Annotated in this window: 14 protein-coding genes, 1 tRNA gene and 2 pseudogenes; 8 read left to right on the top strand and 9 right to left on the bottom strand. The window is 68.9% G+C overall.

Features of this window, described 5'->3' with window-relative positions:
* Nucleotides 1-109: 109 nt before the first annotated feature.
* Entirely contained in the window at nt 110-262 is a 153-nt protein-coding gene (locus tag ACWGKQ_RS35820) for a hypothetical protein (RefSeq protein ID WP_453296204.1), read from the bottom strand.
* A 550-nt stretch (nt 263-812) separates the two neighbouring features.
* Here ACWGKQ_RS35820 and ACWGKQ_RS35815 point away from each other — a divergent pair.
* Complete coding sequence (locus tag ACWGKQ_RS35815; RefSeq protein WP_453296203.1) at nt 813-1241, top strand: hypothetical protein; 429 nt, start codon at nt 813-815, stop codon at nt 1239-1241.
* Here ACWGKQ_RS35815 and ACWGKQ_RS35810 read toward each other — a convergent pair.
* From ACWGKQ_RS35810 to ACWGKQ_RS35790, 5 genes and pseudogenes are all read right to left on the bottom strand, one after another.
* Nucleotides 1238-1804, bottom strand: a pseudogene (locus ACWGKQ_RS35810) (transposase); the annotation flags it as partial. The gene ACWGKQ_RS35815 and the pseudogene ACWGKQ_RS35810 overlap by 4 nt on opposite strands.
* Nucleotides 1805-1852: 48 nt before the next feature.
* Nucleotides 1853-2155 (bottom strand): hypothetical protein, encoded by a 303-nt coding sequence (locus ACWGKQ_RS35805; protein ID WP_453296202.1) that lies wholly within the window; start codon nt 2153-2155, stop codon nt 1853-1855.
* Nucleotides 2156-2395: 240 nt separating this feature from the next.
* The gene (locus ACWGKQ_RS35800) at nt 2396-2962 is read right to left on the bottom strand and encodes a Uma2 family endonuclease (RefSeq protein ID WP_453296201.1); all 567 of its coding nucleotides are present in this window, start codon (nt 2960-2962) and stop codon (nt 2396-2398) included.
* Nucleotides 2963-3251: 289 nt separating this feature from the next.
* Nucleotides 3252-3605 carry a DUF6343 family protein gene (locus tag ACWGKQ_RS35795; RefSeq protein ID WP_453296200.1) on the bottom strand — a complete coding sequence of 118 codons (354 nt, stop codon included), beginning with the start codon at nt 3603-3605 and terminating at the stop codon, nt 3252-3254.
* A gap of 66 nt (nt 3606-3671) precedes the next feature.
* Nucleotides 3672-3989, bottom strand: coding sequence for a hypothetical protein (locus ACWGKQ_RS35790; RefSeq protein WP_453296199.1), 318 nt, complete (start codon nt 3987-3989; stop codon nt 3672-3674).
* Nucleotides 3990-4285: 296 nt separating this feature from the next.
* Here ACWGKQ_RS35790 and ACWGKQ_RS35785 point away from each other — a divergent pair, with 296 nt between their 5' ends.
* Nucleotides 4286-4477: a hypothetical protein gene (locus ACWGKQ_RS35785; protein ID WP_453296198.1), complete on the top strand. Its 192-nt coding sequence runs from the start codon at nt 4286-4288 to the stop codon at nt 4475-4477.
* 39 nt (nt 4478-4516) lie between these two features.
* Here ACWGKQ_RS35785 and ACWGKQ_RS35780 read toward each other — a convergent pair whose 3' ends face one another.
* The gene (locus ACWGKQ_RS35780; protein WP_453296197.1) at nt 4517-5053 is read right to left on the bottom strand and encodes a TetR/AcrR family transcriptional regulator; all 537 of its coding nucleotides are present in this window, start codon (nt 5051-5053) and stop codon (nt 4517-4519) included.
* A 75-nt stretch (nt 5054-5128) separates the two neighbouring features.
* On the opposite strand from ACWGKQ_RS35780, the gene ACWGKQ_RS35775 reads away from it, so the two are divergent.
* From ACWGKQ_RS35775 to ACWGKQ_RS35765, 3 genes are read left to right on the top strand one after another with little or no spacing between them, the layout of a single operon-like run.
* A complete protein-coding gene (locus ACWGKQ_RS35775; RefSeq protein WP_453296196.1) occupies nt 5129-6178 on the top strand; it encodes an aldo/keto reductase in 1050 nt (349 codons plus the stop codon).
* Nucleotides 6175-6894 carry a DUF998 domain-containing protein gene (locus tag ACWGKQ_RS35770; protein ID WP_453296195.1) on the top strand — a complete coding sequence of 240 codons (720 nt, stop codon included), beginning with the start codon at nt 6175-6177 and terminating at the stop codon, nt 6892-6894. Before ACWGKQ_RS35775 ends, ACWGKQ_RS35770 begins: the two co-directional genes overlap by 4 nt.
* 10 nt (nt 6895-6904) lie before the next feature.
* On the top strand, nt 6905-7927 hold the full coding sequence (locus ACWGKQ_RS35765; protein WP_453296194.1) for an SDR family oxidoreductase: 1023 nt from the start codon (nt 6905-6907) through the stop codon (nt 7925-7927).
* A 417-nt stretch (nt 7928-8344) separates the two neighbouring features.
* Here ACWGKQ_RS35765 and ACWGKQ_RS35760 read toward each other — a convergent pair whose 3' ends face one another.
* A complete protein-coding gene (locus ACWGKQ_RS35760; RefSeq protein ID WP_453296193.1) occupies nt 8345-8662 on the bottom strand; it encodes a hypothetical protein in 318 nt (105 codons plus the stop codon).
* A 608-nt stretch (nt 8663-9270) separates the two neighbouring features.
* Nucleotides 9271-9329, bottom strand: a tRNA-Phe gene (locus ACWGKQ_RS35755).
* 263 nt (nt 9330-9592) lie between these two features.
* On the opposite strand from ACWGKQ_RS35755, the gene ACWGKQ_RS35750 reads away from it, so the two are divergent.
* From ACWGKQ_RS35750 to ACWGKQ_RS35740, 3 genes and pseudogenes are all read left to right on the top strand, one after another.
* The gene (locus ACWGKQ_RS35750) at nt 9593-9820 is read left to right on the top strand and encodes a hypothetical protein (protein ID WP_453296192.1); all 228 of its coding nucleotides are present in this window, start codon (nt 9593-9595) and stop codon (nt 9818-9820) included.
* 704 nt (nt 9821-10524) lie between these two features.
* Nucleotides 10525-11079, top strand: a pseudogene (locus ACWGKQ_RS35745) (response regulator); the annotation flags it as partial.
* A 601-nt stretch (nt 11080-11680) separates the two neighbouring features.
* Nucleotides 11681-12982: an extracellular solute-binding protein gene (locus tag ACWGKQ_RS35740; protein ID WP_453296191.1), complete on the top strand. Its 1302-nt coding sequence runs from the start codon at nt 11681-11683 to the stop codon at nt 12980-12982.
* Nucleotides 12983-12988: the final 6 nt, after the last annotated feature.

Here is a 12988-nt window from a genome sequence, read left to right as displayed (position 1 = left end):
GCGACGTTCGGCTTCGCGCACAATCATCGGAAGCCCGACCACCAGGGCGCGCCCCAGCCCGTACTACGGTATCGCGGGGGCTCACACGGCCGCCCGCCCCACCCTCGCGTCAGCTGATGCAGGCCGTGAAGAGCACCGCCGCCAGAGAACCCATGACGTACTTCGTGTGCTTGAGCGTGGAAACGATCGCGGACATTCGAGAACCCCCTGCTTCGTTCACAACTGAGCCTCTACCGATCAGCAGAAGCACGACGATACTCATGGCGCAATATTCTCCTGTCAAGGAGGTTTCAGGTGATCACCCTTCCGTCGGCAAACATGCAATCTGCCCATTTTTACTGCGAGTTCCCGCCATGTGGAGCGCACCCAGCCTCCCCTGTGACCGGCTTGCCCGGGCCGCGGACGGAATTGCCCCCCATCAGGAGCGCTCGGCATTCCGGCCGCACCAGCAGCGCTGCACGCTTTGCGGACGAAACGGCGAGGTGCTTCCAGATGTGGACCGATACGCATCTGGATGCCGGGCTCCTCACCGTCACCAGGCAACTCGTCGTCGACCGCCAAGATCGGCGGCAGGCTGCTGATCGCTGCGACCGTCGCCTTGCACGTCTACGATGTGGTGGCGGCACCGAGCGGATCCAGGCTGCCTCCACGACGGTGTCAGCACGGCGGACGGCCTCGCGGGCGCGGGTTACGGTTCCGGGTTCGGGGCAGACCTCCGGACTGTCGGACCCGCGGTCGGCGGGATCTTGGGAGGTGTCGTCGGTGGCGTGGTCGGTATCGGCATCGTGGACGGGATCGAGGATCTGTCGTAGATGAGGACTTGGCTGGACAGGCTGTTCAGGAAGGAGCGGCCCCGCATCGTGAATGAGGATGCGGCGGCGGTCTCGTCGCCGGGCCCGGTATGGAGCGATCCGGAGATCCCGGACGAAGAGCGCGCGGTTCTGCTCGTACGCCTCATCGAAGACCCCACGGCGCACGAGGGCGATCAAGACGACGCGGCGTCGGATCTGGAGTTTCTCTCCGGTCCGTTCGTCGAGGCGGCCCTGATCCGGGCCATCCGGGCGGGGGACTTCCGCAGCGACTTGGCCCAGCGCTGCGCCGAGTCCCTTGCCGGAATCTGGGCCAGGGAGGGCCACGTGGATCCCGCCTTCCTGGCGGAACTGCGCAGCCTGGCGAAGGATGAGGTCTTCGGCATCCTCGGCATCCGCGTCCCACACCTGCTGCCGCCTGGCTCCCTCTAGAAGATCTTTAACGGCTGAGGCTGCGGTGGTTGGAGGTCGAGTCCGGTTTTGGCGATGAGTCCCTCGATGAGGCGGGGTCGGTACTGCACCTGTTTCAGCCGTGTCTTCACCAGTGCGGTGAGCTGGTCGAGGCTGTGCTTGGTGAGGTTGGCCAGCGACCTCTTCAGGTGCGACCACACGCCCTCGACCGGGTTGAACTCCGGAGCGTACGGCGGCAACTGGTAGACGGTCAGCCATAACCGGGCGGCGATCAGCCGTCGCATCATGCGGCTGACGTGCGTGTTCAAATTGTCCCAGACCAAGACAATGGGACCGCCGAGCTGCTGGTGTGCGGCATCGAGCAAGCGGGCGTAATCGATCTCGGTGAAGCCCTTGCGCCGGCCTTTGGCGGGGCCGCGGTCCAGGTGGATGCGGTAGATGAGCCGTGGCCTGCGGCCGGCCTTCGTGCAGATCAGCGCCGCTATGGAGACCCGTTTGGTGCCCGCGGCGGTGACCTTCACGACCGGGGTGCAGCCTCGGCGGCCCCAGGTGCGGCCCTTGGGCGGCCTTAACCGTCCGCCCGATCGGATGCGGCACGACGCCCCCCTGACTCGTGTGCAGTAGAGCGGACGCTAGCGCACCCCGGGGCGTCTGCGCGGCGTGAGGCCGGCTCCGTCCGGACCTGGGCCTTTCGCTCGGAGGCGGAGTTCCATGCCGGGCCACGGCGCGACCTGGCTGGTCATCAGCTCCATCCCGGTGACCGTCCAGTGGCTGACGAGCATGCAGCCGTCCCGGGTCCCGGTGCGGGCCTGGAGGACGGCGGGCATGCCGATCAGCCGCCCGGCCGCGACCAGCTCGCGCACGTCCGGCTCGACGAACGGGATCCGCAGTGACGGCCCGTCGACGGTGATGTCCGGCCACTCCCGCTCGTCCACCAGGACGGCAGGACCTTCTGACCTGCTGCTTCTTTGCGCCCCCGGCAGGCTTCGAACCTGCGACACCCGCTTTGGGAGTGGGATCGAACCCTTGCCGGGTGGTGCCTGGCGCTGCCGCGCGGTGCTGTTTCCTCTGGTCGGAAACGCACGGCGAGCCACTTGCTCTGGCTCATACCGCTCTGTATCGGGCTGTCCGCTCACACATCGCTCACGCGCTGTCGGCTGCTCAGCAGCGAGTGGTCAGATCTGGCCGAGGTCGATCTCCACCGGGAAGGGGGCCGCTGCCTTGAGGACGCCGGTGAACACGTCTCCGTCCCGGTAGGTCTTCGTCGCGGGGTCGAGAACGTAGGTGTACACGAGAGGAACGCCTGTCGCGGCCTGCTCGATCCGCCAGTAGAAGCCGATGCCCGCCTTGGCGTACTGGTCGACCTTCACGATCCGGTCGGTGGTCTCCGAGCCCGGCGACACCACCTCCGCGACCAGCAGCACGTGCTCGGGGCGGGTGGGGGTGATGTCGATCGTGTCTGCGCGGTAGACGACGACATCCGGGTGGCGATTGGTGAGCGGGAGGTTCTGAAGCCGGACGTCGAAGTCGGTGTCGGCATTCCACTCCGGACCCGCGGCGGCATCCAGAGCGTTCGCCAGAATCCGGGCCAGCCGATTGTGCCGCTTGGACGCACTCGGACTCACCACGACCATCCCGTCCACGATCTCGATGCCGGCACACTGCTCCTCGGACCAGGACTCGTACTCCTCCGCCGTGATCTGCTCATGCATCCACGCGGGGGCCACCATCTCGGCCGTCATGAAGCATCTCCCGGACACTGTGCGGCGGGCCCGATCCCGCTGGATTCAGCGTACTGTCTGCCACCCGTACAGCACGCTGATCCCGCTCACGCCCCTCCCCGGCAGCGAGCTCACGCCAAGTGAGGACCAGGCCGGCCTGCGGAAGTCCCGGTCGGCAGCCGTGCCTTCGGCGAGGGACCGTACGAGGCGTTCAACTCGCTGCGCCGGGTGGGTCACCGGGGAGCCATCCACACGTCTGACCTGGTGGGCTGGGCGCCGGGGCCGGAATGCCGGGCAGTGCGAGTACGGCTCAGCGTCTCCAGCGACGTTGCTCAGCTGTCCGGCGCCGGATCACGTACAGGTCGGCGATGGCAACGACGGTGGACGCTGCGCAGAGCGCGGCCAGCGCGATGAACACCAGCTGATCGGGGTGGGAGGCCGGGCCTGCTTTCCAGGCCAGCAGAGCGAAACCAGCGGCACCCAGCACGAACAGGGCTCCGAAGATGCGAGAGAGGAGGCGCCGGGCGGGCAGGTCGCTCTGTGCCCAGCGTGCCTCGCTGCCCGTGTGGCGCCAGCGGCGCGCAGCGGCCCGTGCCCGCCGGTCGGCCGCTCGTGCGTGCCAGCGCTCTGTCGCATGGTGGCGGTGATGGTGTGGATAGGCCATCGCTTCATCCCTTCCCCGAGGCGCCAGGTGGTCGGCCGCCTGCCTCTTGCTCGACTGGTGGCCGAGTCACCCGGGGGCTGCGCCCTGGTTGTGCCTGGTCGTGGTGTAGCAGGTCAAAGACGGTGGCACGGATGTCCTTGATGACGGTGTCGAGGTGGCTGACGGCCTCCAGGACCTGTTGCCGGAGGTCGCCGGGTGCGGGGCCGGCCACCCTGCCATCTGGAGGAACCCGGCCAGATCACCGGTCGCATGGAAGACGGCGAGGACAGCATGCAGCAGATCCCGTAGCCGACCCTGAGTGCGCAGTACCTCGCCGACGCGGTCGAGCAGGTCCTGTACGGCGCGGTCCAGCTCCAGCCGCGCGGGATCGGGGAAGCGCAGCATCTCGGGAATGTCATCGGCCGGGCCGGAGTCTGACACGCCCGGACCAGTCGGGAACGGTCCCATGGGGTCCTCGGAGAGATCGGCAGACCTTTCCCTATATAGGTGTTAAGTCACGATTACCCCATTTCCGTCTCTCCGATGCTCGGCGTCACACCTGTCGCGACGACGCCGGGCCGAGGTGGCCGGCCATCGCCGAGTGGGCCGTCGGTCAGGGGAAACGTACGGCCGGTGACCTCGTCCAAGGCGATGCGCACCAGCGCCTCCCCAGAGACCGGCGCCCAGACCGGGACCACGTCGTGGCCGACGAGCAGCGCCGCCTCGCTGGTGCGTCGCACTCGCGTCATCTGGGCGGCAAGCTGTGTGAGTTGGGCTTCGAGCTGGACGGCGAGGCCGTGCGCATCCCGTACTGGCTCATTTTCGGGCATGTCGCCGTAGGGCCTGGCGCCGGACCTGCGGTCGGCTCGACGGCGACGCCACCGTCCTCCTGACCGAATGGCGCGTCGGCCACTACGAAGGGTGCGCAGCGTCTATCGGTGCGTGCCGAGTCCGTCGAGGATGAGCGCGAGCATGCGGGGAGCCCGGTCTTCGGGGCCGGCCGCGGCCCGCCACAACGCGCCGGTGAGCTGGAGGAAGTCGCCGGGATCGGCGTCCGCGCGGATGGTGCCGTCCTTCTTGCCGGCGTCGAGGAGCTCGGTGATCGCGGTGATCACCGGTCCGTAGCTCTGCTCGGTGATCGCCTGGTGCGCGCCTGCGCTGAGGGCGTCGCCGAGGCCGTGCTTTCTGCGCATGGCCTCGACGAGGTCGGTCGTCCAGAGGCGGAGCGCTTCCAGTGGCGGCTTCTGGGCCAGCAGGTCCGGCACCGTGCCGACGATGCGTGCGACCTCGTCCTGGTAGACGGCCAGGACCAGCGCCTCGCGGGTCGGGAAGTTGCGGTACAGGGTGCCCGCGCCGACTCCCGCCCGCTGGGCGATCTGGTTCATCGACGTGCTGCCGTCCGCCGCGAACGCTTCGCGTGCGGCGGCGAGGATGCGCGCCTTGTTCTCACGGGCGTCTGAACGGACCACAGGACCTCACCTTGCTAAGTGGAGAGCTCTCCACTACGTTATCCGGAGAGCTCTCCATATACTTTAAGGAGCGTCATGCATTACATCAAGCTCGGCATGACCGGCCTCGACGTGTCGCCGATCGCGATCGGCGCGATGACCTACGGCGAACCCGACCGGGGCCACCCCGTCTGGTCGAAGAGCGAGGAGGACGCGCGCCCGCTCATCAGGCACGCGCTGGAGGCGGGGATCAACTTCTTCGACACCGCGAACATGTACTCCAACGGTTCCAGCGAGGAGATCCTCGGCCGGGCGCTCAGGGACTTCGCCGACCGCGATGCCGTGGTGATCGCCACGAAGCTGCGCCATCCGATGCGGCTGGGACCCAACGGACGGGGACTGTCCCGTAAGGCGGTCATGACCGAGGTCGACCACTCCCTGCGCCGCCTCGGCACGGATTACATCGACCTCTACCAGATCCACCGCAACGACCACGCCACCCCGTGGGAGGAGACGCTGGAGGCACTCAGCGACCTCGTGAAGGCCGGCAAGGTCCGCTACCTCGGCGCTTCGTCCATGCACGCGTGGGAGTTCGCGAAGGCTCTGCACCTGCAGAAGCAGCACGGCTGGGCGCGGTTCGTGTCGATGCAGGACCACTACAACCTGCTCGCCCGCGAGGAGGAGCGGGAGATGATCCCGCTCTGCCTGGACGAGGGCGTCGGCACGGTCATCTGGTCGCCGCTGGCCCGCGGCCGTCTCGCCCGCGCGTGGGACGACGCCCGCTCGACGGCGCGCTCCGAGACGGACGGCGCGTATGCGGACCTGCTCTACTCGCCCGAGCAGGAGGCGTCCAACCACGCGATCATCGATGCTGTCGGGCAGGTCGCGGACGCGCACGGAGTCAGCCGCGCTCAGGTCGCGCTCGCCTGGCTGCGCCGCCAGCCGGTCGTCACCGCACCCCTGGTCGGCGCCGGATCGATCCAGCAGATCGACGAGGCCGTGGCCTCCCTCGACGTCGAGCTCACCGACGACGAAGTGCGCGCCCTGGAGGCCCCGTACACCCCCCGGTACGACTGGCAGGGCGTCTCCGACGAGGCCGAGATGGAGGCCATCCGCAAGCGCGTCCCCGGCGTGGCCCTCGCATGAACTCCATCGTCCGCTCCGGCGCCGCTGCCCGTGCCGGGGGCCTCTTGATCCTCCTCGGCCCGCTCGTGTCCTGGCTCGCCGAATTCGTCACCGCCGCCGCATGGCAGGATCCGCCGTACTCGCCCCTGCACGACTGGGTCAGCCACCTCGGCCTGACCGGCCCGGCCCAGACCGCGTTCGGCCAGGTCGCGAACTCCCCCCTCGGCGCCGTCATGGACGCGGGCTGGGTGATCTACGGCATCCTCCTGATCGTCGGCACCCTCCTAGTGTTCGACCCGCGCAAGGGCACCCGCCCGATCGTCATCGTGAGCCTCGCCGTCCTCGCAGGCGCCGGCGTCTCGCTCGTCGGCATCTTCCAGGGCTCCAACGCGAACGTCGACAACGGCCTGATCGCGTTCCACACCTTCGGCGCGCAGGGCGTCATGCTCGCCGGCAACACCATGGCGATCGTCGTCGGAGCCGGCGGAGACCGCATCGGTCTCGCCAGGGGGCGGTCGATCGCGAGCATCGCGCTCGGCACCGTCGGCCTGATCGCGTTCCCCCTCTTCATGGCCGACGTGTTCACCGGCTGGATGTGGAACGTCGGCATGTTCGAGCGCGCCGTGATCTACCCGATCATGATCGGCCACGCCCTCCTCGGAAGCAGCGTGGCGGCTGCACAACGACGTCATGCGACGAGCCCGCTGACGCCTCTCGACACACGAGTCACGAGCTGAGGAGACACAGATGACACGGGTACTGGTCACCGGCGGGACGGGATTCATCGGGAGCTGGTGCGTCCTCGCCCTGCTCGAAGCCGGGCACACCGTACGCACCACGATCCGCGACCTGCGACGCGAGCCCGCCCTGCGCTCCTGGCTGCACGCGGCCGCACCGTTCGATGACGACCGTCTGACGGTCGTACGCGCCGACCTCGAACACCCCGGCGGCTGGGACGACGCCGTCGCCGACTGCGACTTCGTCCTTCACGTCGCCTCGCCGACCCTGCGCCGTACTCCTGCGACCGACGACGAGTTGGTGGTCCCGGCCCGGGAGGGCGTGCTGCGGGTGCTGCGTGCCGCCCGCGACGCGAAGGTGCGCCGAGTCGTCCTGACGAGCGCCTTCGGTGCCGTCGGGATCGGGCACCCGCCGCGCTCGACCCCGTTCACCGAGGAGGACTGGACCGACGTCGACAGCGACATCCCGCCCTACCAGCGGTCCAAGACCCTCGCCGAGCACGCCGCCTGGCAGTTCGTCGAGGACGAGGGCGGTGGGATGGAACTGGCAGCGGTTCATCCCGTGGGTGTCCTTGGACCACTGCTCGGCTCCGACGACCCGCCATCGCTGCGTCTTGTGCGCAGAATGATCGAGGGACGGGTTCCTGCGTGCCCTCCCTTCGGGATGGGCTTCGTCGACGTGCGCGATGTCGCGGATCTGCACCTGCGCGCGATGACCGATCCGGCAGCCGCCGGCGAGCGCTTCCTTGCAATCGCCGGGCACAGCCTGCGCGTCGTTGAAATCGCGCGCATTCTGCATGACCGCCTGGGAGAGCGCGCTGCGAAGGTCCCGGCCCGTGAAATGCCCGTGTGGCTCGCGCGAGCGCTGGGCGCCGTGAACCCGGAACTGCGACTGCTGAGGCACCAGCTGGGCCGGGATCTCGACGCCACAAGCGCCAAGGCGGAGCGGCTTCTCGGGTGGCGGGCGCGGCCCATCGAGGACACCATCGCGGAAACCGCCGAGAGCCTCCTCGCCCACGGCATCGGGGGATGACCATCTGCTGACCGACCGATGCGGCAGCCTTGCGCGCGGATCGGGTGGGGCCTGGCGAGGCCCGTGCAATACAGCGTGCCCCCCGGCAGGATTCGAACCTGCGACACCCGCTGCGGGAGAATCCTCTGGGCGGGGATGTGACCTGCGGAAACGTCGCCAATGGGATGTCTGGCCTGGGGAAACACCCCTCAGTGGCGGCGATATCGTCGCGCTGTTTCCCTGGAAGGCCGGCCGCTACCGGACGTTGGTGGTGCGGTACCTGGGCAACGACCGCACGGTGTGCCACCCAGCCGGAGGGCCGAAGGCCGCAAGGAACGGTCTTCGGCCCTCCGGCTGGGTGCAGCGGCCGTGCCGGCTGTGACAACGGGTGGCAGCGGGGGGTGGGCCTCCGCGTCACGGCACAGCCTCCAAGGCGGGCTAGCGGTGGCCGGGGTAGCGGTCCTGATCCCGGTGCCGGTCGCTGTACCAGCCGTGGTGCTCGCCCCGGTCATGGTCCCGGTCGCGCCCCCGGTCCCAGACCCGGTCGCGGTCCCAGCCCCGGCGCCGGTCCCGGTCCCGGTCGCCGAAGTGGCCGTCGTGGTCGTGGTCGCTCCTGTGACTGTGCGAGTAACCCCTCCCGTCGCCGCGGTCGTGGCCGGCTCCGGCGGCCAGGGCCGGCATGGCGGCCGCGCCGACGAGTGCGCCCGAAGCCACACAGGTGGCGATCAGGCGGACCGTCGTACGAGAAACAGACATGGATCTGTCACCTCACGTTCGTGCACACCGACCCTGGTTGGGGCCGGGCGTGCCATCCGTAATTCCCGGCTCGGTGCCGAGGCCCACACTGTGGCCCTCCACGGCGACACCAGACCAAGGAAACGATTCGCGTTACAAAATGCAGATATATCCGTAACTCTCCCTTGTAAGGGCCATTGATGCTGGGGAGGGGCCTGGGCGTCGGCCCTGTCCTGGCTTGGAATCACGCTGAGAGCGGGAAAAAAGCAGCCGACGGTCCGTGACACTCTTGGCCGTCTCGCTGCCTCAGCTCCTTCGAACGGCCCAATGGCTTCAGTAACGACGGGGGCCTCTGTTCGGGGGACCCCTTGTGGTCCACGGCGATCCGGCCGACCGGTAGCAGGATGTCGTCGTGATTCTGGGACGCCTTGGTGGAAGGAGCCTTCGCGGCCTGGAGGCCAGAGCCGGGGCGAGGGGCGCCAGTACCTCCACGGCGTTGGTGAGGCAGTCAGACCCGGGCCGACATCCGCCAGGCCCCTGGCGCCCGTGTCGTATCCACCGGGTGAGCCGGTCGGCAGACCTGGATGCGAAAGGGCAACTACGGCGAGCCGTAGATGCCCTTCTCTCTGTGCCCCCGGCAGGATTCGAACCTGCGACACCCGCTTTAGGAGTCTTCCCCGGACGGGGCTGTGACCTGCGGAAACGTTGGCCTTAGGGTGTCTCGCCTGGGAAAACACCCCTCCGTGGTCCTCATGTGTTCACGGAGTTTCCCGGCCTCATGTGTGCCGAATGTGTTTCCCAGCGGAGGCCTTCCTGGCAGGGCGTCAACTGGTCATGCAGCGGTCTGGACGCCGTGCCTCCAGGCGGCCCGACGGTCATACCCAGGTCTGACCCTGCAGTTCAGCTCTTGGTCCGACGCGCCGCGGCGACGGCGACGGCATCGTCGTCAGCATGACGAACCCGACGAGATCCACGGTCACTCCGGCCGCAGCGATCGGCGCCCGACTGCGCGACGCGCTGCCTGGGGAGCGGATGGAAGGCACCGGTTTCCCAGGACGTTGGGTGGGCGGGGTCAGCATGGTGCTCGGCCCACTCCTGATGCTGACCGGCGCGTTGCTGCGGGCCCGCTTCCACTTCATCCCGACCAGCTCGCCGCGTACGAGCGGCATCCCACCCTGATGGCCACCGCATACGGCCTCTTTGCCGCAGGCAGCGTGCTGCTCTGGCCCGCTGTGGCGGTGGTGGCCGCACGGATCGGGGCCCGGAGCGCCGGCTGGGGCCTGTGGGGCGGAGTCCTGGTCATGTGGGCTGTTCGCTCGTGCCTTCCACGCGGTTTCCGCCGGGTACGGTGCCTTCCACGTCTTCGCCGCGCCGAATCTCGCCATCCTCGCGGGGTGGCTCGTCCTTGTTCTCGGGGCCTGGCGCACCCGGGTGCTGGGCCCGGTCCGGGCCGCCGCTCTCGGCCTCACAGCGGCACTGCCTCTCCGAGTGCTCAAGGGGACCACCCCTCAGCCGCTGGTGGCCTTGGCCGGACTGTGCGCCGGGCTGGGCCCGTTGGGTCTGGCACTGCTGTCTGAAGGGCCCCGTCCCAGCCGGAAGGCGGTGCTGTGCTGGGTGCCACTGACCCTGGTGACGCTCGGGCTGATGGTGCTGTTCGGACAGGCCGACTGAGTGCACCCGTACGGACACGGTCGGGCCATGAAGCCCAAAGGGCAGGACCTCTTCTACGCCCTCGACCTCGCCGTGGCCCTGGCCCCGGCCGCCGTGTACGTCGGTTTCGCCCGCCTCACCGCTGACGACGCCCAACCCACCTTCACAGGTCCGTTCTGGCTCGGTTGCCTGATCGCCGCCGCGGTCGGCCTGCCGATCGCCGTACGTCGTCGTTGGCCGCTCGGGGTCCTGGGAACCGTGCTCGCGGCTCTGGTCACGGCGTCACTCCTCTTGTCGACCACACGCCCGGCACGACCGCCGCGGGTGAGGCCGCGGATGGAGCAGAGGCCGTGGAACTCGCCCGCAGCGAGCGGCCGGACGTCGTGCTGATGGACGTACGCATGCCAGAACTGGACGGCATCGAGGCGACCCGGCGGATCTGCTCGGACCCGGACCTGGCCGGCGTCCGCGTCCTCATCCTCACCACCTTTGACTTGGACGAGTACGTCTACGCAGCCCTGCGCGCGGGAGCCGCGGGCTTTCTGCTGAAGGACACCCCGCCGACCGAGGTCCTCGCCGCCATCGGCGTCGTCGCTGCGGGCGAGGCACTGCTCGCCACCTCGGTGACCCGCCGCCTGATCGCGGAGTTCGCCCGCCGCCCAGAGCCGATGCGCCCGCCGAGCAGCTCGCTGGACGCGATCACCGACCGCGAGCTGGAGGTGCTCGGCCTGATCGCCCGCGGCTTGTCCAACACTGAGATCGCAGAACATCTCCACCTGAGCCTGGCGAGACCGGGCTCGTGGGTGACCGCCGGCCTGGAGTGTGACGTTCACAGAACGGACGGCCCCCGCCGGAGCCTCAAGGCGAGCACCTGATCCTCCTCCGGGCCGCACTCGTTCCCGGCTGTCTGGAAGCACACCTCGGCGGCCCGGCGTGCGCCGGCGACCTGCACGAGCCGCTCGACGGTGACGCCCCCCCCCGGCGCACAGACCGGCCCGTAGGCGAGACAGAAAACCCGCTGCCAGGTCGTCGTCGGCGTAGGCCGTCAACTGATCGATGCGCCACACCCCGGCCGGCGACTCGACCCGCCGGGACTTCGGCGCCGCCGGGACACAACCGCCCGCAGCACCAGTGAGCGGCCCGGCACCCGGGTCTCATGCTCCGCGACCAGCACCCACATCCCGGCGACGACCAGCGGGCCCCGATTTCGCTACAAGTTCCGAAATTATTCGTGACGGGTCCGGCACGCCGCCGAAATAGGTACTTCATAGCGTTACCGGCAGTCGCATAGGCGTCATCGCACCCATGGGGTCTGTCAAGCCGCAAGAGGTGCTTTCTCACGAAAAAACATCACTGTCCTCAGTGATGTCATGAGACAGGAGCCCCCGAGTGTCCAACCCCTCCCGCCGCGGCGTCCTCAGACTGACCGCCGGCACAGCTCTCCTCGGCACCCTCGCCCTGACCGGCTGCGGGCGCGGTGACGAGACCACCGGCGCGAAAGCCGCCGTCAAGCCGATCGGCACCACCCCGGCCACCGGCACCGTCAATGTCTGGGCCACCCAGGACGACGCCAGCGTGCTCGACAAGGTGATCAAGCCGTTCAAGGCCGCGAACCCGGACGTCACCGTGAAGTTCACGCTGATACCGAACTCCGAGTACTACACCAAGCTCCAGGCGGCGATCGCGGCGGGCAAGGGCCCCGATGTGGCCCAGTTCTTCCCCGAGTCGCAGGCGCAGTTCCTCGATCCGTCGATCCTGCGGCCCGTGCCGGACGGGCTCGTCGACTCCGGCAGCTTCTTCAAGAGCCTGTGGGACGCCGGTGTGGTCAAGGGCGTCGCCTACACGGTGCCCTGGTACGCGTACACGTACGCCCTCGTCTACCGCGCCGACCTCGCCAGGAAAGCGGGCGTCAAGGCGCCGACCACGTGGGACGAGATGGTGCCGTTCTTCAAGGCGCTGCAGGGTGCCGGAGCCGTGCACGGGCTCGGGGCCGACAACGGCTGGGACATCTTCAACGGCCAGGACGCCGCGATGTACGCCTGGCAGGCCGGCGGCACCCTGCTCTCCGCCGACGGGAAGTGGACACTCGACACACCGGCGATGGTCGACGCGATCAAGTACAACGCGTCGTTCTTCACCTCGGGCGTCGCCGACACCGCCACCCCCACCTTCCTCGACTCCCAGCCGTACTTCGTCTCCGGCAAGACCGCCTGCATGATCACCGGCCCCTGGGTCGTCGGCCAGCTCGACACCGCCGCGAAGAAGACCGGCTGGACGGCGTCCCACGTCGCCACCGCGCCGCTGCCGGCCGGCGCCGCCGACAGCGCCTCCTTCTCCGGCGGGGGCAGCTGGGGTGTGCTCACGACCGGCGGCAACGCGGACGCGTCGTGGAAGTTCGTCCGGTACGTCTCGCAGCCGAGCACTCAGGTCGCGCAGTTCAAGGCGTACAGCTCGCTGCCGGCGGCCGTGTCGGCCTGGGGCGACCCGGCCATCAAGGGCCAGCCGCTCCTCGACGCCTTCTTCACGCAGCTGAAAAAGGCGCGGGCGTTCCCGCAGGTGAGCACCTGGCAGCAGGTCGCGACCCGGCTGGGCAAGGAGATGGAGGCCGTGGCCAAGGGCAAGGAGACCGCGGCGAAGGCGGCCGCGAACATCCAGGCGTACGCCGAGAGCGTCGGCACGAGCACGAAGTGAGCCGCC

Source organism: Streptomyces sp. NPDC054770, assembly GCF_053611985.1.
This window is presented reverse-complemented; position numbering and strand designations above follow the sequence as displayed.

Coding starts and splice junctions, on each gene's coding strand:
- ACWGKQ_RS35760 (WP_453296193.1), bottom strand. CDS start 8,662: ATGTCTGTTTCTCGTACGACGGTCCGCCTGATCGCCACCTGTGTGGCT.
- ACWGKQ_RS35765 (WP_453296194.1), top strand. CDS start 6,905: ATGACACGGGTACTGGTCACCGGCGGGACGGGATTCATCGGGAGCTGG.
- ACWGKQ_RS35800 (WP_453296201.1), bottom strand. CDS start 2,962: ATGACGGCCGAGATGGTGGCCCCCGCGTGGATGCATGAGCAGATCACG.
- ACWGKQ_RS35815 (WP_453296203.1), top strand. CDS start 813: ATGAGGACTTGGCTGGACAGGCTGTTCAGGAAGGAGCGGCCCCGCATC.
- ACWGKQ_RS35750 (WP_453296192.1), top strand. CDS start 9,593: ATGACGAACCCGACGAGATCCACGGTCACTCCGGCCGCAGCGATCGGC.
- ACWGKQ_RS35770 (WP_453296195.1), top strand. CDS start 6,175: ATGAACTCCATCGTCCGCTCCGGCGCCGCTGCCCGTGCCGGGGGCCTC.
- ACWGKQ_RS35790 (WP_453296199.1), bottom strand. CDS start 3,989: ATGCTGCGCTTCCCCGATCCCGCGCGGCTGGAGCTGGACCGCGCCGTA.
- ACWGKQ_RS35795 (WP_453296200.1), bottom strand. CDS start 3,605: ATGGCCTATCCACACCATCACCGCCACCATGCGACAGAGCGCTGGCAC.
- ACWGKQ_RS35820 (WP_453296204.1), bottom strand. CDS start 262: ATGAGTATCGTCGTGCTTCTGCTGATCGGTAGAGGCTCAGTTGTGAAC.
- ACWGKQ_RS35775 (WP_453296196.1), top strand. CDS start 5,129: ATGCATTACATCAAGCTCGGCATGACCGGCCTCGACGTGTCGCCGATC.